Annotated in this window: 19 protein-coding genes; 13 read left to right on the top strand and 6 right to left on the bottom strand. The window is 63.2% G+C overall.

Going from position 1 to position 17,851, the window contains the following annotated elements; translation table 11 throughout:
• Positions 1 to 4: 4 nt before the first annotated feature.
• Both C1A35_RS12425 and C1A35_RS12420 read right to left on the bottom strand, forming a co-directional pair.
• Positions 5 to 1,396, bottom strand: coding sequence for a hypothetical protein (locus C1A35_RS12425; protein WP_104664612.1), 1,392 nt, complete (start codon positions 1,394 to 1,396; stop codon positions 5 to 7).
• 77 nt (positions 1,397 to 1,473) lie between these two features.
• On the bottom strand, positions 1,474 to 2,265 hold the full coding sequence (locus C1A35_RS12420; protein ID WP_104664611.1) for a creatininase family protein: 792 nt from the start codon (positions 2,263 to 2,265) through the stop codon (positions 1,474 to 1,476).
• Positions 2,266 to 2,379: 114 nt separating this feature from the next.
• On the opposite strand from C1A35_RS12420, the gene C1A35_RS12415 reads away from it, so the two are divergent.
• The 5 genes from C1A35_RS12415 to C1A35_RS12400 all read left to right on the top strand — a co-directional run bounded on the left by C1A35_RS12415 (position 2,380) and on the right by C1A35_RS12400 (position 5,878).
• The gene (locus C1A35_RS12415; RefSeq protein WP_077959689.1) at positions 2,380 to 2,877 is read left to right on the top strand and encodes a MarR family winged helix-turn-helix transcriptional regulator; all 498 of its coding nucleotides are present in this window, start codon (positions 2,380 to 2,382) and stop codon (positions 2,875 to 2,877) included.
• 168 nt (positions 2,878 to 3,045) lie between these two features.
• Positions 3,046 to 4,068: a LacI family DNA-binding transcriptional regulator gene (locus C1A35_RS12410; protein WP_034786913.1), complete on the top strand. Its 1,023-nt coding sequence runs from the start codon at positions 3,046 to 3,048 to the stop codon at positions 4,066 to 4,068.
• A gap of 27 nt (positions 4,069 to 4,095) precedes the next feature.
• Complete coding sequence (locus C1A35_RS12405; RefSeq protein WP_104664610.1) at positions 4,096 to 5,061, top strand: 2-hydroxyacid dehydrogenase; 966 nt, start codon at positions 4,096 to 4,098, stop codon at positions 5,059 to 5,061.
• 11 nt (positions 5,062 to 5,072) lie between these two features.
• Complete coding sequence (locus C1A35_RS37265; RefSeq protein WP_369126477.1) at positions 5,073 to 5,639, top strand: ankyrin repeat domain-containing protein; 567 nt, start codon at positions 5,073 to 5,075, stop codon at positions 5,637 to 5,639.
• Positions 5,537 to 5,878 carry an ankyrin repeat domain-containing protein gene (locus C1A35_RS12400; protein WP_272939261.1) on the top strand — a complete coding sequence of 114 codons (342 nt, stop codon included), beginning with the start codon at positions 5,537 to 5,539 and terminating at the stop codon, positions 5,876 to 5,878. Before C1A35_RS37265 ends, C1A35_RS12400 begins: the two co-directional genes overlap by 103 nt.
• A gap of 8 nt (positions 5,879 to 5,886) precedes the next feature.
• On the opposite strand, the gene C1A35_RS12395 is transcribed toward C1A35_RS12400, so the two are convergent.
• Positions 5,887 to 6,645, bottom strand: coding sequence for a gamma-glutamyl-gamma-aminobutyrate hydrolase family protein (locus tag C1A35_RS12395; RefSeq protein WP_104664720.1), 759 nt, complete (start codon positions 6,643 to 6,645; stop codon positions 5,887 to 5,889).
• A gap of 429 nt (positions 6,646 to 7,074) precedes the next feature.
• Between C1A35_RS12395 and C1A35_RS12390 the strand changes: the two genes are divergently transcribed.
• From C1A35_RS12390 to C1A35_RS12365, 6 genes are all read left to right on the top strand, one after another.
• Complete coding sequence (locus C1A35_RS12390; protein ID WP_104664608.1) at positions 7,075 to 9,384, top strand: putative bifunctional diguanylate cyclase/phosphodiesterase; 2,310 nt, start codon at positions 7,075 to 7,077, stop codon at positions 9,382 to 9,384.
• 281 nt (positions 9,385 to 9,665) lie between these two features.
• Entirely contained in the window at positions 9,666 to 10,388 is a 723-nt protein-coding gene (locus C1A35_RS12385) for an N-acyl amino acid synthase FeeM domain-containing protein (RefSeq protein WP_234803923.1), read from the top strand.
• A 231-nt stretch (positions 10,389 to 10,619) separates the two neighbouring features.
• Positions 10,620 to 10,844: an aa3-type cytochrome c oxidase subunit IV gene (locus C1A35_RS12380; protein WP_077959693.1), complete on the top strand. Its 225-nt coding sequence runs from the start codon at positions 10,620 to 10,622 to the stop codon at positions 10,842 to 10,844.
• Between the two features lie 386 nt (positions 10,845 to 11,230).
• On the top strand, positions 11,231 to 12,376 hold the full coding sequence (locus tag C1A35_RS12375) for a Re/Si-specific NAD(P)(+) transhydrogenase subunit alpha (protein WP_104664607.1): 1,146 nt from the start codon (positions 11,231 to 11,233) through the stop codon (positions 12,374 to 12,376).
• Complete coding sequence (locus tag C1A35_RS12370) at positions 12,376 to 12,786, top strand: NAD(P) transhydrogenase subunit alpha (protein WP_104664606.1); 411 nt, start codon at positions 12,376 to 12,378, stop codon at positions 12,784 to 12,786. Before C1A35_RS12375 ends, C1A35_RS12370 begins: the two co-directional genes overlap by 1 nt.
• A gap of 10 nt (positions 12,787 to 12,796) precedes the next feature.
• The gene (locus C1A35_RS12365) at positions 12,797 to 14,197 is read left to right on the top strand and encodes an NAD(P)(+) transhydrogenase (Re/Si-specific) subunit beta (RefSeq protein ID WP_104664605.1); all 1,401 of its coding nucleotides are present in this window, start codon (positions 12,797 to 12,799) and stop codon (positions 14,195 to 14,197) included.
• Positions 14,198 to 14,271: 74 nt separating this feature from the next.
• Here the strand turns inward: C1A35_RS12365 and C1A35_RS12360 are convergent, their stop codons facing one another.
• The 3 genes from C1A35_RS12360 to rpsU all read right to left on the bottom strand — a co-directional run bounded on the left by C1A35_RS12360 (position 14,272) and on the right by rpsU (position 16,258).
• Positions 14,272 to 14,748 carry a DUF992 domain-containing protein gene (locus C1A35_RS12360; protein WP_104664604.1) on the bottom strand — a complete coding sequence of 159 codons (477 nt, stop codon included), beginning with the start codon at positions 14,746 to 14,748 and terminating at the stop codon, positions 14,272 to 14,274.
• A gap of 146 nt (positions 14,749 to 14,894) precedes the next feature.
• Complete coding sequence (locus C1A35_RS12355) at positions 14,895 to 15,782, bottom strand: tetratricopeptide repeat protein (protein ID WP_104664603.1); 888 nt, start codon at positions 15,780 to 15,782, stop codon at positions 14,895 to 14,897.
• 263 nt (positions 15,783 to 16,045) lie between these two features.
• Positions 16,046 to 16,258 carry a 30S ribosomal protein S21 gene (gene rpsU / locus C1A35_RS12350; protein WP_034786884.1) on the bottom strand — a complete coding sequence of 71 codons (213 nt, stop codon included), beginning with the start codon at positions 16,256 to 16,258 and terminating at the stop codon, positions 16,046 to 16,048.
• 60 nt (positions 16,259 to 16,318) lie between these two features.
• Between rpsU and C1A35_RS35915 the strand changes: the two genes are divergently transcribed.
• Positions 16,319 to 16,585 carry a hypothetical protein gene (locus tag C1A35_RS35915; protein WP_158665056.1) on the top strand — a complete coding sequence of 89 codons (267 nt, stop codon included), beginning with the start codon at positions 16,319 to 16,321 and terminating at the stop codon, positions 16,583 to 16,585.
• 3 nt (positions 16,586 to 16,588) lie between these two features.
• A complete protein-coding gene (locus C1A35_RS12340) occupies positions 16,589 to 17,842 on the top strand; it encodes a sarcosine oxidase subunit beta family protein (RefSeq protein WP_104664602.1) in 1,254 nt (417 codons plus the stop codon).
• The last annotated feature ends 9 nt before the right edge of the window (positions 17,843 to 17,851 follow it).

The following is a 17,851-nucleotide window of genomic DNA, read 5'->3' as shown; positions in this document are numbered from 1 at the left end:
GCGCCTAGGCCGGCACTCGCATCATCAGCTGCAGCTGGTTGAGCGAAAGCAGGCAGAGCAGGCCACCGATGAGGATGCCGGCGCCGATCGTCGCGTAGCTGGCATCGCCGGAGAGGAAGAAGGCGAGCATCGCCGCGCCAAGTCCGGCGGCGGCGAAGAGGACGGGCGGCCAGGAAAAATCGAAATCGAGTGAGGACATCAGCCGCACGCCAACCAATGCGGCGAGGATGGCTCCGATGGCGCCGCCCCAGGCCAGCGCCGCACCGTCCGGCCCGACCGCGACGAGGGCGGTCAAAGCGCCGAGATTGAGGAACGCACAGTCGATTACCGCCAGGAGCAGGATCAGCGCCAGGCGCTGCCTCAGGTGCAGCGGCGTCGGCAGCATGATCTGCGTCAGCGTGCGAACGAGCGAAAGCACGATGATGGCGGGTGCGGTGGCGAGAAAACCTTGCTGCAGGTCGGGACTGACGACGAGCCAGGCCGCGGGCAGAAGGACGGCAAAAATGCCGGCCGCCATCATCAGCGCAAAGCTCGTCAGCAGTGCGTAGTAGTGTCCGAGTTGGCGGGAAAGGCTGGTGCGATCCTCGCTCCGGTCGTGCGCCGCAACGATTTCCGGGTACTGGATCGCCTGCAGGGCGGAAACGATCAGCACGAAGGGGCGCTGCAGCAGGTCGAGCGCAAGCAGCGCGCCGGCGGCACCCGCCGTGCCGAGCGCCGTGGTGAAGATGGCCTTCAGCGCCAAAGGTGCAAACATGGCGGCCGTCGCTGCGCCGGCAGAAACGCTGCCATAGACGAGGTGCTTGCGGACGCGGGTGCTGTCGAGCGCTGCGGCAGGGCGGCTCTCGGCGCGGCGCGACAGTAGAAGCGCGAGCAGGCCGTAGGCGGCGTAACCGGCGAGAAGGCCGGCGACCGTCGAGAGGAAGCTGGGCGAGACCAGCGCGCCCGCAAGCGTGCCGGCGGCAAGAATGGTGGCACGCGAGCCCTGCAACACCGAGAAGGCGCGAAAATTCTGGCGGAAGCGCAGCATGGTCAGATGCAGGTCGCTGCCGCCTTGCGCGATCGAGACGAGGCCGCCGACAAGGGCGACGACGGGCGGTACGCCGAAGAGCAGCGACAGTCCCGCCGCGATCAGGCACAGGACGGCACAGGCAAGCGCTTCGACCAGGATCGCCCGCCGTTCCGCCGCTTCGCTTGTCGCGTCCGGTCCGGGGTAGAAACGCGTGCAGGCGAAGCGCACCCATTCGAAGGCGGCGATGGCAGCGAACTGGCAGATCGAGATGAAGAGCGAGTAGCTGGCATAGTCGACCGGTGCCAGCCAGTGGGCGACGACGATCAGCAGGCCGAAGGCGATGACGGCCTGGTAGAAATAGGCGCCGAGCGCAATGATCTTCGCCATGGGGTTCTCTGTCGGACGCTGTCAGCTTCGCAGTTCTGATAGCGCAAAAGCGCAAAGAAAGTGTTTTGCCGGCCCCCTCAGGTCAGATCGTCCGGATCGAAATCCCTGATGTCTTCGAGAAGTTCGATAAACCCCCTGACCGCGTGGGCGATCAGGATTTCGCCGCGCGCGGCCGTCGCCGCGGCGGCATTGCCGGCAACGCCGTCGCGATTGAGGTCGCGCATCTTCCAGCCGAAGGCGTGGGGACCGTAGGCGCGCAGATGCCTGAAGCGTTCCGCGAATTGCTGCTGGCGCGAGGAAAAGCGTGCGGCCTTGGCCATGTCGACCTTGTCGGGATGGAGCGCCAGCATCACCGATGTCTCGATATCGCCGCCATGGATATCGAGGGCCTTGTCCTCGGGCGAAATCCAGCCGTCCGGCTGGCCGAAGCGGGTCCAGCTCGTCGCGACCGCCAGCATGTTGAAGCGCACCCGCGCCTCGGTGGCGACGATCGTCATCAAAGGCGCGTTGCCGCCATGGGCGTTCAGCATCACGAACTTGCGGATGCCTTGCCGATGGACGTTGGCGGCGATACCGAGCCAGCGCTCGACCGCCTCGCCATAGGCGAGCGTGCGGCTGCCGGCAGCGTCCATGTGCTCGATCGAGTAGCCGATCGGCTCGACCGGAAGGAAAGTCACCGGCAGGTCGGCGGGCAGGGCAGCGATCGCGCGCGAGACGATGCCTTCGGCAATCAGCGTGTCGGTTTCGAAGGGCAGATGAGGCCCGTGCTGCTCATGCGCGCCGAGCGGCAGCACCGCGATCCAGTCGTGGCGGGCGCTCTCGGGAAGGTCGGCCGGATTGTCCTGCCATCGCGGCTCGGGCATCGACATTTCTCTTCGATCCTCCACGTCAATTGTCGTAAAATTGTTATTTGAGTCATACAGTTCGTAATCGCAAGCTGTATTGTTATAAGTGTGCGAGACGCGGATTCGGCAGGAGGTCCAATGGGCAAGAAGAACAAGGCCGAAAAGAAGGGCAAGAACGGCAAGAAGAAGGACGAGCTCCTGATCGAGCCCCACGATCTTGCCGCCGTCCTTGTCCAGGCTGCGCGGTCCATGCGCACCGTGCTCTCCCGCAATTTGCTCGAAAGCGGCCTCTATGCCGGACAGGATGGCGTCATGCTGGCGCTGGCCGAAACCGATGGCCTGACGGCCGGCGGGCTCGCCGCCAAGCTCGGCGTCAAGGCGCCGACCATGACCCGCACCATCGGCCGCATGGAAGCCCAGGGCTTTCTCGAGCGGCGTCCGGACGACGATGACGCACGGCTCACCAAGGTCTATCTCACCGAGCCCGGCCGCAACCGGCTGCAGACGATCGCCGAGGCTGGCCAGCATTCGGAAAAGCTCGCGACACGCGGCCTGACCGACAAGCAGGTTCGCACGCTGATGAAACTGCTGCGCGCCGTCGACAGCAATCTCCAGGCTGCGCGCGCTGCCGACTGAGCCGGCGTTGCGGCATATTGCAGCGGCGATTTAAACAGTTTAAATAGGGATTTAAAATTATGGCACGCGTGCCGTCTCAAAGGCGCGCGAAGGATGCCGAACGGTTTGCCGCATCACTCCTGGCTGGGGTTCGTGCGGATGGGGCGAAACAGGCTTACAGGGGGCATCGTGGCGCAAAAGGTCAAGCTTTCGACGATCGCGGAAACACTCGGTCTTTCGACGGCGACGGTATCCCTGGCCCTGCGTGACAGCCCGTTGGTGGCGACGGTCACCCGCGACAAGATCAAGGAACAGGCGCGCGCGCTCGGCTATATCTACAATCGCCGCGCCGCGAGCCTTAGAACATCGCGCTCCGGCATCATCGGCGTCGTCGTGCACGACATCATGAACCCGTTCTACGGGGAAATCCTGAAGGCGATCGAGGCCGAACTCGACCGCGACAAGCAGACCTTCATTCTTTCCAATCACTACGATTCCGTCGACAAGCAGCGCGATTTCATCGAGACGCTGCTGCAGCTCGGCGGTGACGGCGTGATCATGTCGCCGGCGATCGGCACGCCGCTGGAGGACATCCAGCTTGCCGAAGACAACGGCATGCCGGCGATCCTGATCGCCCGCTCGATTGAGGGCGTGGACGTGCCGATCTTCCGCGGCGACGACGCCTACGGCATCTCGCTTGCCGCCAACCACCTGATCGGCCTTGGCCACCGCTGCATCGCCATGGTCGGCGGCACGGACGAGACCTCCACCGGACGCGACCGATACCAGGGCTACGTCAACGCGCTGCGCAAGGCCAATATCGAGGTCGATCCGGAGCTGCGCATTCCCGGCCCTCGCACGAAGCAGGGCGGCTTCGAAGCCGCCGTGCACCTGCTTTCGCTGCCGCAGAAGCCGACCGCGGTCGTCTGTTGGAACGACCTGGTGGCGATCGGCATGATGAACGGCATCGCGCGCGCCGGTCTCGTGCCGGGCGTCGACATCTCGGTTACCGGCTACGACGACCTGGAAGAGGCGTCGATCGCGACACCGGCGCTCACCACCGTCTGGAATGGGCAGGCCGACGTCGGCCGCAGTGCTGCCCGCGCGCTGCTCGACAAGCTCTCCGGCAGCCACGAGCCCGATGGTATTCACCTGATCAAGCCGGAGATGCGCATCCGGCAGTCGACGGGCCCCTTGCGGGTCATCGCCTGAGGTCCATCACCCGCAAGGAAAATTGCCATGTCTGCCCGCATTCGCGTTCTCGTGCCCGGAAAAATCAATCCGCGAGTGATCGATCGTCTGGCGGACCGGTTCGAGGTGGTGCGGATCGAAGGTGCCGATGCGACGCTGGTGACGCCGCAGATGCAGGCCGTCAAGGCGATCGCCGTTTCCGGGCGCGTGCCGGCTGCGCTGATGGATGCCCTGCCTGAACTTGAGATCATCGCCAATTTCGGCGTCGGTTACGACGGCGTCGAGGTTGGACACGCGGCGTCCAAGGGAATTGCCGTCAGCAATACGCCCGACGTCCTGACGGAAGAAGTGGCCGACACCGCGGTCGGGTTGCTGCTCAACACGCTCCGTCAATTGCCGCAGGCGGAGCAATGGCTGCGCCAAGGTCGCTGGAGCCGCGAGGGCGCGTTCCCGCTATCGCCACTGTCGCTGCGGGGTCGAAGTGTCGGTCTTTACGGTCTTGGACGCATCGGTCTCGCGATTGCCAAGCGGCTCGAAGCCTTCGGCGTATCGATCGCCTATCATACGCGCAGCCCGCGCGAAGGCCTTGCCTATGCCTACCATTCGACGCTGACGGGGCTCGCAGCTGCGGTCGACACGCTTGTTGTCATCGTACCCGGCACCGAGGCGACGCGGCGGACGGTCAATGCCGAGGTTCTTGCCGCGCTTGGCGGCAATGGGGTGCTGATCAATGTCGGACGCGGCTCGACTGTCGACGAACAGGCCTTGATCGCGGCGCTTCAGGCGGGCGTGATCGCCGGTGCCGGTCTCGATGTCTTCGAAAGTGAGCCGCAGGTGCCCCAGGCGCTAATGGCACTGCCGAATGTTTCGCTCCTGCCGCATGTGGCCTCGGCCTCGATGGTCACGCGCAACGCCATGGCCGATCTCGTCGTCGATAACATCGAGGCGTGGTTTGAAACCGGCAGGGCGCTGACGCCGGTGCCGGAGACGCCGTTCACGCGGCGTAGCGCCTAAAATCCGTCACCATGGACCGAGCGTTGTCAAAACAGCCAGCTCGCCGCCCCCAGTCGCGGGTCGGGACAAGGCACCCGCTGGCGTGTCTATCCCAAATGCGGAAGCCCCCACGTTTTCCGGGAGCTAATCTATCTATCAGAGGTAGCATCTTGCCATTTATCGTGTGGGTTCTACTTGTGCTGTCCTTTCTATCTGGGCCGGCGCGTGCCGGCGGTGATTTCTTTGAAGTCATCAGAAGTGGGACCGCCGACGACGTAAGATCTGCTTTGCGAGCTGGGGCGGATGTCAACGCGTCGGACCGTTATGGCCGGACACCACTCATGTTTGCTGTGGCAGTACAAGGAGATGCGTCGGTCGTGAAAGACTTGATTGACGCTGGTGGCAGAATTGACGTGCAGGATCCACTGTTCGGCAATACGCTGTTGTTGAGCGCACTGGAGCGCTCGGACGTGAGTCCTGCACTTATACAGATCCTATTAGAGGCTGGCGTCGATTTGGGGGCAAGAACACTGCCGGCTGGACGGCGCTCATGTCAGCTGCCGCAAATCAAGAAGATCCGATGGTCGTTCGAATGCTGATCGATGCCGGTGCTGACGCAGAAGCGCGCAGCCCATTGGAAGGAAATACCTCGCTGTTGATCGCAGCCGCGTTCAGCAAAAGTCCAGAGGTCATACGAACTCTGCTCGACGCTGGCGCTAACATCGAGGCTAGAAACAATCTTGGGCACACAGTGCTTGATGTCGTGGACAAGACGCCAAACGAAGCGCTGGCCAAGAGCGATGTTATCGCAGAAATTCGGAGTGCAATGAAACCGTAACCTATGCCTCAGGCGGCCAGGCGGCCGGCGGCGTAGGTCCTGACGGCTTCGCCGAATGCCTTGAACAGGCTTGCGGACGGCGTATCCGTGCGCACCCAGTACTCCGGATGCCATTGCACGCCGACGGCAAACGCCTTGGCGCCGATCACTGAAACCGCCTCGATCGTGCCGTCGTCGGCAACCGCCTCGACCGCAAGACGGGGTGCCGCCGCGCCGATCGCCTGGCGGTGCAGCGAGTTGACGCGAATGCGGCCGGCGCCGAGTACCGGTGCGAGGCAGCTTCCTTCCTTGACGATCACGTCCTGGCGAATGCCATAGGCGGCGTCGAGTTCCTTCACATCGGGCTTGCGGTGATCCCAGATTCCCGGTTGGTCCTGGATTTCGGTGGCAAGCGTGCCGCCGAGAGCGACGTTCAGCTCCTGAATACCGCGACAGATGGCAAGCAGCGGCACGCCGCGCTCGATTGCCCGGGTGATGAGCGGCAAGCTGGTCGCATCGCGGCCGGGATCGAAGGGACCGTCACTCTCCTTGGCCTCGCGGCCGTAGAGCGAGGGATGGACGTTCGAGCGGGCGCCGCTTGCCAGTACGCCGTCGACGCGGTCGAGGATCTCGTCGATGTCGTTGCCGGTTTCGAGCGCCGGGATGAGGAAGGGCATGACGCCGGCGCCTTCGACGGCGGCGCGCACATATTGATGGGCAACGACATGCCAGACATTGCCGTCGAATTCGCGGAAATCGCAGGGGATGGCAACGACAGGTTTCGACATCATCAGGCTCCGTTGGATGCTTGAGAAAAGCCTTGCCTTCAGTTGCAGATGAAAGTCAACTGAGAAGGTGGTGAGCGCGGTTGCCGCGCCGATCCAGGGTGAAAAGACAGGAGGAGCGAGCCGAAACGGCAGGAAATCACAGGTAATTCTTCAAGAACGGGTAACCATCACGGGCGCAAGTTTGGGATCATCTCCGGGCGTCGCAGAATTGCCGAAGTTGCGGGCGAGCCCTTCTATTGTGCGAATGCCTATGTTTGGTTGTAGAAACCGAGTATTGTCCCATGCGGTTCGCACACCTGAGTTGAACTCTTGGGTGATGCTGGCGAAAGCCCGTGATTTTGCTGGGATTCGATACATTTTTCGGGGCGTTAGACGAAATCTTTCGTTAAGTCATCACCCCTAACAATCCGGTAAACCGGAGCTTGGTTCATGATGCGACTTGGACAGAGCGCTCTTCCGACTGACGTGTATCTGTCATCCGTGAGCTCGCTCTACGAACATCGCAAAACGCTGGTGATCGGCATGCTGTCGCATGTCGTGACGTTCCTGCTCGTCTATCTGAAGACCAGTGATCCGCTCTATCTCGCCTGCTCCGGCGTGATCTTCGTCCTCTGGGCGCTGCGCAATCTCGACATGGCGCGGTTCGACCGGCAGGATTTCTCCAATGCCGATCGGGCGATGGTCCGCAAATGGGAGAACCGCTACATCGTCGGCGGCGTCAGCGTCACGCTCACCTGCGGGATCGCCTGCGGCTACGCCATCGCCGTCAGCCGGGACTCCTTTTCCGAACTCGCCATCATTTCGGTGACGCTTGCGTCGATGATCTCGCTCGTCGGCCGCAATTACGGCTCGGAGCGGGCCGTCCTCCTCTTGTCCTCCTCGGCCTGCCTGCCGATCGTCATCGGCCTGATCACGCTGCAGGACGTGTTCATGCTGGCGCTTGCCGTGCTGATCCTGCCCTTCATCCTGTCCACCTGGATGATGGCCAACAACGTTCGCGCCTTTCTCTATGAGAATGTCATGGCGGCGCGCGAGATCGCGACGATCGCCGGCCAGTTCGACACCGCACTCAACAACATGACGCATGGGCTGTTCATGCTCGACGGCGATGGCCGGGTGGTCGTCGCCAACGAGCGGGCCTGCGAATTGCTGGCCCTTGGCGACCGGACCGAACTCAAGAGCTGGCTGCTCGACGACGTGATCCGGCGTGGCGCGCGGCGCATGCGGCTCGACCAGGACAAGACCAAGGCCATCCTGCGGCAGCTCGACCTCCTGCTCAAGGGCAAGCGGCCGCAGGTGCTGATCCCGGTCAGCGAAGAGCTGCATCTCGAGTTCTCGGCAAGCCGCCGCGACAACGGCGATACGGTGCTGATCTTTGAAGACGTGACAGCGCGCGTCCAGGCGGAAAAGCAGATCCTGCATATGGTGCGGTTCGACAAGCTGACACAGCTGCCGAGCCGCGACTATTTCGGGGAACTGGCGCAGGCGACCATGAGCGCGGACGACACGGGCGATCGACTGGTCGGGCTGATGGTCCTCGACGTGACGGAATTCAAGCACGTCAACGACATGCGCGGACACATTGTCGGCGACAAGCTGCTTCAGGCCATTGCCGGCCGGCTGAAGGCGCTCGCCGGCGACGATGCGATCGCCGCCCGGCTGATGGGCGATGAGTTCGTCGTGTTCTTTCCGAACGCCACCGAGGCGGCCGGACTGGAAGAGCGGATGCGCGGACTTCATGCCGACCTGCGCGGTACCTACGAAGCTGGCGGCTTCACCTTCAGCATGACGATGAGCGCCGGCTTCGTCATCGCTTCGAGCGCCGACCCCAAGCTCGAAGACCTGCAGATCAAGGCGGATCTTGCGCTTTCGGAAACCAAGCTGCGCAATCGCGGCGGCTGCACCGCCTTCGAAGTCGAGATGGATGCCCGCTACGTCGACCGCCAGAAGCTGAAAGCCGACCTGCGCGAGGCGATCAACGCCCGCAGCCTGACGCTGTCCTACCAGCCGATGTTCGCGCCGAACGGCGGGCGCGTCGAATGCTGCGAGGCGCTGGCGCGGTGGACGCATCCCGAGCGCGGGCCGGTGCCGCCGAACGTGTTCATCCAGCTTGCCGAAGAGCTTGGTCTCGTCACGGAAATCACCCGCTTCGTGCTGGACCAGGCGTGCCGGGACTGCATGGACTGGCCGGGCGACGTGTCCGTGTCGGTCAACCTGTCGGTGCTCGACCTTCGCAGCAGCGACGTCGTGGTCATGGTGACGGACGCGCTTCGCGTAACCGGTCTCGACGCCGCGCGGCTGCATCTGGAAGTGACCGAGAGCTACCTGATGGACGAGCCGCTCAAGGTGCAGGCGATTCTGCGCGAATTGCGCGGCCTCGGCATCACCATCGCGATCGACGATTTTGGCACCGGCTATTCGAGCCTCAGCTATCTCGATGCTCTGCCCGTGGACATTATCAAGATCGACCGTTCCTTCGTGCGCAACATCCGCGAGGATTCGCGGCGCTTCAAGCTTCTGCGCGGGACAGCCAACCTTGCCCGCGCGCTCGGTCTGCGCATCGTCGTCGAAGGCGTCGAGACCGCGGATCAGTTGCAACTGATCAACGAGCACAACTGTGCCGATCTGATACAGGGCTTTGTTTTCGCCGCGCCCATGCCGGCCTCGGCCATTGCCACGCTTTGCAAGAATGGTGTGCCAAAACGAGGCGCCAAGCCCACCAGCAAGCGTATCGCCTGACGCTGAAATCTTCAGAATCCGTCCTGTTTTGCTACCGTCCCTCCGATGGCAAGCCATTGATCAGGCGCGGCAAATTCATCCCGCTTTGGCGCGCTTGATTCCAAATCGACCGAAAAAGTTCACGTATTTTTAGGGTTAACAAAAAGTTAACGGTGAACTGTTTCGTTTTGTGGTTGCAGCCCCCTTTCCGCTCAATAGGTTAACGATTCGTTAACCATGAGGTGTTGAGTATGGGTGAGACGGGCCACCAGGCGGAGCCTGGGCGTTTTTCTGAAAAACTGATGCAATTGCTCGATCGCGTCGAATACCGGCGGGTCGAAACCGGCGAGGACATGGAGGACATCGCGCGGCTGCGCTACAAGTCCTACAAGTCCGTCAATCTGATGGAGTTGACCGGCTCGACGCTGATCGACGATCTCGATTTCGACAGTCACGCCTATGTCTTCGGCCTCTATCTCGACGAAGTGCTCGTCAGCACGGTGCGCGTTCATCATGTGACGCCGGATCATCGCGCCAGCACGTCGGGCATGATCTTCGGTCCGGAGATCGACGCGTTTCTCGATGCCGGCATGGTGCTGGTGGATCCCGGCCGGTTGGCGGTCGATCCGGATGTCATCGGCGACGAGATGCGGGCGCTTCCCTACTTGACGCTGCGCCCGGTGGCGATGGCCTGCGAGTATTTCTCCGCCGATCGCTGCCTGACGGCCTGCCGTCCGCGCCACACGGCTTTCTACAAGCGCATCTTTGCCTCGGAGACGGTCGTTGCCAAGCGCGAGAACCTTGGCGTCTACAATGCCGATGGCGCGCTTCTGGTGGCGCAGGTGCGGGGGCAACGGCCGTCGATCCTCGACCGCTACCCGATCTTCGATTCGGAGCCTTTCGAGCGCCGCATGATGTTTGCCGATCGTAGCGAGGTGCCGTTCGCGCCGCTGACGATCCTGCCGACCGCGCGCATGGCGCAGACCGGCTACGGCCGTTCCTACCGGACGTCCGTGTTCCGGTAGGCGGCTCGGATTGCGCTCCCGGATCGGCGCGCGCCCATGCGCGCCGCCCCTGCCGCAAGGCGCGACATTTCGCCCCATCAGGCACTGCTAAAGGACGGGTTTTCGTTGCGCCGGGCTCAAGCATTGTGTAAGGGCAGCTACAAGGGTTTTCGCGCGTTTCGCGGACCCAGCTTCGATAGGGGCGGCGATGACCTTGAGGTCGCGCCGTGGCATTCAGGGAGAATTTGAACGATGGCTGAGCATCATTCCGGACCGGTCGATGTGGGCGCGCCGATGGACTATCCGGAACACGAGAAGACCTACCTCATGTTCCTGAGCGCATCGAAGTACGGCACGCTTTTCTGCGTCGCCCTGCTGATCGCCATGGCTGCCGGCTTCTTCACGACGATGGGCCTGTTCTCCTCGATCGTGCTTTTCATCCTGCTCAACGTCGCCGGTTTCTTTTTCCTTCGCTAATCGGCGCGACCGAACCCACCGTTGAGGGAGCCCTGAACGTGCTCCCTCGGCGACCGGGCGCTTGCCCGGATGAAGCTGCATGTCGCCGGCTGGAGGCGCCGACGCATGTGGCTTGAGCCCCGGAAGCCCGTCGAAGGGCAGGGGGAGATTATCCTCACTGCGTGAGGGAGGAGTGGATAGCAGGCCCGCAGAGCCCGATCGAGGCTCGATGCCGGCGGATCGTCAACGGTCCGCGCATCCAGGCGATGGCTTGCTCCAGGAGATTGTGCCGGGCGCCCGCGCCTGACACATGGGGGCGCGCTGGCTCGGTAAGGGCCGCCCGCTTTGCAGTCGGAGAGAATGCCCGCATTCCGGCCCTGGCTCGATTGCGGCCAGGAGGGGGATTTGTGAGCGAGATTGTTTTTGTCGCCAAGGAGACGGACCCGAACGAGGGTCGCGTTGCCGCATCACCGGATACCGTGAAGAAACTGAAAGCGCTCGGCTTCGACGTCATCGTCGAGGCGGATGCCGGTTTTTTGTCGCGTATCCCGGACGCTGAGTATGAGAAGGCGGGAGCCCGCATCGGCGCGATCGCCGACGCCAAGACCGCCGATGTCGTGCTCAAGGTGCGACGGCCGACCAGCGCCGAGATCGCCGGCTACAAGTCCGGGGCGATCGTCATCGCGATCATGGATCCCTACGGCAACGAGGCGGCGATCGCCGAGATGGCAAGTGCGGGCCTGAGCGCCTTTGCCATGGAGCTGATGCCGCGCATCACCCGCGCGCAATCGATGGACGTGCTGTCGAGCCAGGCCAACCTTGCCGGCTATCAGGCGGTGATCGACGCGGCCTGTGAATATGATCGGGCGCTGCCGATGATGATGACAGCGGCAGGTACGGTTCCGGCCGCCAAGGTCTTCGTCATGGGGGCCGGCGTTGCCGGTCTGCAGGCGATCGCGACAGCGCGTCGTCTCGGCGCCGTGGTTTCGGCGACCGACGTTCGTCCCGCGGCCAAGGAACAGGTCGCCTCGCTCGGCGCCAAGTTCATCGCCGTCGAGGACGAGGAGTTCAAGGCGGCCGAAACCGCCGGCGGCTACGCCAAGGAAATGTCCAGGGAGTATCAGGTGAAGCAAGCGGCGCTCGTCGCCGAGCATATCGCCAAGCAGGACATCGTCATCACCACGGCGCTGATCCCGGGCCGTCCGGCCCCGCGGCTCGTCACCCGCGAGATGCTGAAGAACATGAAGCCCGGTTCGATCGCGGTCGACCTGGCGGTCGAGCGCGGCGGCAACGTCGAAGGCGCCGAGGCCGGCAAGGTCGCGCAAGTCGAAGGCGTCAAGGTCATCGGCCATCTCAACGTTCCGAGCCGCATCGCGGCTTCCGCCTCCGGCCTTTATGCCAAGAACCTCGTCACCTTCCTGGAGACCATGGTTTCCAAGGAGACCAAGGCGCTCGCGCTCAACATGGAAGATGAGCTCGTCAAGGCGACGGCGCTTACCCATGGCGGTCAGGTCGTGCATCCGAACTTCGGCGCCAGCAAGGGGGACAAGTGATGGCGAATGAACTTCTCGACAAGGCGCTCGCCGATCTCGACCGGGCGGTGGAAGCGGTCCGCACCGCTGCCGAATACCTGCCCGATGCGGCCGGCGCGGTTGCCCATGGCGCCACCGGCGGCGCGATCGATCCCTTCGTCTTTCGCCTGGCGATCTTCGTGCTGGCGATCTTCGTCGGTTACTACGTCGTCTGGTCGGTGACGCCGGCCCTGCACACGCCGCTGATGGCAGTCACCAACGCGATCTCCTCGGTCATCGTCGTCGGTGCGCTGCTTGCGGTCGGCATCTCGGCCTCGGGCCTTGCAACCGGCTTCGGCTTCGTCGCGCTGGTGCTGGCCGCCGTCAACATCTTCGGCGGCTTCCTCGTCACCCAGCGCATGCTCGCCATGTACAAGAAAAAAGACAAGTGAGGCCGGCACGATGAACGCTAACTTCGCAGCCTTCCTCTATCTCGTCTCGGGCGTCCTGTTCATCATGGCGCTGCGCGGCCTTTCGCACCCGACCACCAGCCGCAAGGGCAACACCTACGGCATGGTCGGCATGGGCATCGCCATCGTCACGACGCTGCTGCTCGCCAAGCCGAGCTTCGGCGGCCTGATGCTGATCGTGCTCGGCCTTGCCATCGGCGGCGGTATCGGCGCGGTGATTGCGCGCCGCATCGCCATGACCTCGATGCCGCAGCTCGTCGCAGCCTTCCACTCGCTGGTTGGTCTTGCCGCCGTCATGGTGGCGGCTGCCGCCATGTATGCGCCGGAAAGCTTTGGCATCGGCACGATCGGCGACATCCATGCGCAGGCGCTGGTGGAAATGTCGCTCGGCGTCGCCATCGGTGCGATCACCTTCACCGGCTCGGTCATCGCCTTCCTGAAGCTCGACGGCCGCATGTCCGGCAAGCCGATCATGCTTGCGGGCCGTCACGCCATCAATGCGGGGCTCGCGATCGCGCTCGTCGTGCTGGTGGTCATGCTGGTGTTCACCCAGAGCACCACGGTGTTCTGGCTGATCGTTGCGCTGTCGCTGGTTCTCGGCGTGCTGATCATCATCCCGATCGGCGGCGCCGACATGCCGGTGGTGGTCTCGATGCTCAACTCCTATTCGGGTTGGGCGGCAGCCGGTATCGGCTTCACGCTCGGCAATCTGGCGCTGATCATCACCGGTGCGCTCGTCGGCTCCTCCGGTGCGATCCTCTCCTACATCATGTGCAAGGGCATGAACCGCTCGTTCATCTCGGTCATCCTCGGCGGCTTTGGCGGCGAGACGGCGGTGGCCGGCGGCGACGACGGTGTCCAGCGCACGGTCAAGCAGGGCTCGGCTGATGACGCGGCCTTCCTGATGGCGAACGCCTCCAAGGTGATCATCGTGCCGGGCTACGGCATGGCGGTCGCCCAGGCGCAGCATGCGCTGCGCGAAATGGGCGACCAGCTCAAGGCCGCCGGCGTCGAGGTCAAGTACGCGATCCATCCGGTCGCGGGCCGCATGCCCGGCCACATGAACGTTCTGCTCGCCGAAGCGAACGTGCCTTACGACGAAGTGTTCGAACTCGAGGACATCAACTCCGAGTTCGCGCAGGCCGATGTCGCCTATGTCATCGGCGCCAACGACGTCACCAACCCGGCGGCGCGCGACGACAAGTCCTCGCCGATCTACGGCATGCCGATCCTCGACGTCGACAAGGCCAAGACCTGCCTCTTCGTCAAGCGCTCGCTCGGCTCCGGCTATGCCGGCATCGACAACACGCTGTTCTACAAGGACGGCACGATGATGCTGCTCGGCGACGCCAAGAAGGTGACGGAAGACATCGTCAAGGCGCTGCACGCCTGAACCCATCACACAGAGAATGCTGAAACGCCCGCCATCCGGCGGGCGTTTTCGTTTCGGGCGGTCCTGAACGTGCCTCAGCCGGCGGGCGCCAGCGTCAGTTCGTCGATGCCGACCGCGACGTTCACGCCTTCCTGGACCTGGACATTGACCGGCTGCAGCATGAAGGCCTTGTTGGTGCCGCCGCCGATGACCTTGGCGCCGCCGCCGACGGCGAGGCTCGCATCGGCACCGACCCCGTAATACTCACCGGCAAGGGCGAATTCGCTGATCGGCGTGCCGGTCTTGGCAAAGACATCCCAGATCATGGTGCTCTTGCCGGTCTTGCCGATGTCGATGCCGATCTTGCGGATCGTGCCGGCGTAGACGGCCTTCGGTGCGCCATTGGCGGGCGTGAAGGTGCACATCAGGTTTTTCGTCGAGGTCACAATCATGCCGGTGCCGCCTTCGGAGCCGCAGACGAGGCGGCCGAGCGCGACATAGTTCTGCGCGGCGGCCGGGCCCGTGGCAAGCGCGGCGAGCGCCAGCGCGGTGACGAGGGTTCGTTTGATCATGGCTCAGTCTCCGTTCTTGATGCCTGTTGGCAAACGGACGATGGCCCGGAATGTTCCGTTGCCGGCGTAAGAGAACGGGTCGCTCCTGCGCAAACAAAAACGCCCGCGGGTCGATCGCGGGCGTTCACAATAAGGGATTGGAGCGGTTAAGACGCCTTGACGCGGGCAAGGCCGGCGCGCGCCGGCTCGTATTTCGGGTCGAGCTGCAGCGCATGCGAATAGGACTTCGAGGCCTTGGCCTTGTCGCCCTTGCGCTCGTAGACCAGCGCCTGGTTGGCCCAGGACTCGGCAACCTTGCCGTTGAGGTTGATCGCGGTGTTGAAGTCGGAAAACGCGTTGTCGTCGTCCCCTTGAGCGACATAGGAAATGCCGCGGCCGTTATAGGGTTCGGGCGAACTCGGCGACAGCGAGATCGCGGTGGAGAAGTCCTCGATCGCCTGACCGTGCTGGTTGCGCGCCTGATAGATCAGGCCGCGATTGTGGTAGGCGCGCGGATCGGTCGTGTCGAGCTGGATCGCCTTGTTGAAATCGTTGAAGGCGGAATCGAGCTGGCCGGCCTGGCGATAGAGATTGCCGCGACCGATATAGGCGACGTCATAGTTGGCGTTGAGCTGCAGCGCCATGTTGTAGTCGGCAAGCGCTGCCTGGGTGTTGCCCATGTTGCGGTGAACCAACGCCCGGTTGGCATAGGCCTGGTAGAAGCGCGAGTTCAGCTGGATCGCCTGGTCGAAATCGGCAATGGCGCGGCGATATTCGCCAGCGCGGCCGTAGGCCGATCCACGGACGTTGTAGCCTTCCGGATCGCTCGGATTGGAGGCGATCACGCTCGAGAGCGAGGCGATGTTTTCCTGCGATCCCTGTTCGCGCTCAACCTTGTTGGTGACGGAGTCCGGACCATCGGTCGTGCAACCGGCGATGAGAAGGGCCGAACCGAGAAGCAGCATGGCGGCAAGCCGCGGCTTGCGCTGGTGGCGGCGAGACGCCTCATGGACATTAAAACCGGAGACGTCCGCAGTCATGGCAGCAAGTGTCAAAGGTTGATCCCTCAAATCGACAAGGTCTCGAAAGCCATCGGCTTTCCGTTTCTGGAGCCGCTGAACTCCCCGCGGGCTCCTCAAGCCGGGCCAAAGTCGGCCGTGGCAGACCACCGGTCCAAACACTCCGGTCGGTCGTCCGCCGTTGGCAGCGTCGAGCACGCTAGCCTGTCGGCGGAAAAGATGTCCATACCAAAAAAAGGCGGTGGCGATATTTCGCCCCCGCCACGACTTACATCGAATAGCGTCGAAAAAACGACAAATCAGCGGGCCAGGAGGCCTTCGCGCTGTGCACGCTTGCGTGCCAGCTTGCGTACGCGGCGAACAGCTTCAGCCTTTTCGCGGGCGCGCTTCTGGGACGGCTTTTCGTAGTAGTCACGCATCTTCATTTCGCGGAAAATGCCTTCGCGCTGCATCTTCTTCTTGAGAGCGCGGAGCGCCTGATCGACATTGTTATCGCGGACAAGTACCTGCACGTGAATCCCGTTCCTTAGTTCGAGTTGTTTTGCAGCTCCGTCAGGTGCGGAGGCAAAAGAATGACATTCGCTAAGCTGGAAGCTTTACGATTAGGTGAGCGGATACCAGATCGTCAGGTGAAAGTCCAGCGACGACATGAGGAGGCGCTGAAAAATCCTGAGATGCAGGCCTGGCGCTGCTTCGCGTCTGCCGCTCAATCGATCCATGGTCATGTCGCAACTGCGCGCAAGTCCGCGCAATTGCGTCGCAAAAGAAACGTTGCGCAGGTCTCGGATTTGCGATTTCTAACGCCCAAGAGAATGATTACCGGGGTTCATGGAGTTTAGGCGATGCGCAAATATTCAGTTTTCGCCGTGGCGCGCGAGGCGTTGCGCGGCCACAAGGGATGGGGCCCGCACTGGGCGTCGCCTGAGCCGCGCAAGGAGTATGATGCGATCATCATCGGCGGCGGCGGCCACGGCCTGGGTGCCGCCTATTATCTCGCCAAGGAACACGGCATCACCAATGTCGCGGTGCTCGAAAAGGGCTGGATCGGCGGCGGCAATACCGGCCGCAACACCACGATCATCCGGTCCAACTATCTCTATGAAGAGAGCATGGACATCTACGAGCATTCGCTGAAGCTCTGGGAAAACCTGTCGCAGGATCTGAACTACAACGTCATGTATTCGCCGCGCGGCGTCATGATGCTCTCGCACAACATCCATGACCAGCAGTCGTTCAAGCGCCATATCAATGCCAACCGTCTCTACGGCATCGACAACGAATGGCTGACGCCGGAGCAGGCCAAGGCCTATTGCCCGCCGCTCGATATCGCAAAGACGGCGCGCTACCCGATCAACGGCGCAGCGCTGCAGCGCCGCGGCGGCACGGCCCGCCACGACGCCGTCGCCTGGGGCTATGCGCGTGCCGCCTCCGACCGCGGCGTGCATATCATCCAGAACTGCGAAGTGACCGGCATCCGCCGCGACGAGACCGGCCGGGTGGTCGGCGTCGATACCAATCGCGGCTATATCGGCGCGAAGAAGGTTGGCATTTCCGCCGCGGGCCACAGCTCGGTACTGATGCAGATGGCCGACGTGCGCGTGCCGTTGCAGAGCCAGCCGCTGCAGGCGCTGGTCTCCGAGCCGCTGAAGCCGATCTTCCCCTGTGTCGTCATGTCGAACTCGGTGCATGCCTATATCTCGCAGTCGGATAAGGGCGAGTTCGTCATCGGCGCCGGCACCGACCAGTACAACTCCTATTCGCAGACCGGCGGCCTGCAGATCATCACCCATACGCTGGACGCGATCTGCGAGCTCTTCCCGATGTTCCGCCGGGTCAAGATGATGCGGCAGTGGGGCGGCATCGTCGATGTCACCCAGGACCGCTCGCCGATCCAGGGCGTCACGCCGGTACCGGGCCTCTACCTGAATGCCGGCTGGGGTACGGGCGGCTTCAAGGCAACGCCTGGCTCGGCTCACCTCTTCGCCCATCTGATCGCCAAGGGCGAACCACATCGTCTCGCCGCAGGACTGACGCTGGAGCGCTTCCGCACCGGCCGGCTCATCGACGAGGCGGCTGCTGCCGCCGTTGCGCACTGAGGATTTCGA

This window comes from Ensifer adhaerens, assembly GCF_002940685.1.
In the GTDB taxonomy this organism is placed as follows: domain Bacteria; phylum Pseudomonadota; class Alphaproteobacteria; order Rhizobiales; family Rhizobiaceae; genus Ensifer; species Ensifer adhaerens_E.
The sequence above is the reverse complement of the archived record's forward strand: the minus strand, read 5'-3'. Positions and strand labels throughout refer to the sequence as shown.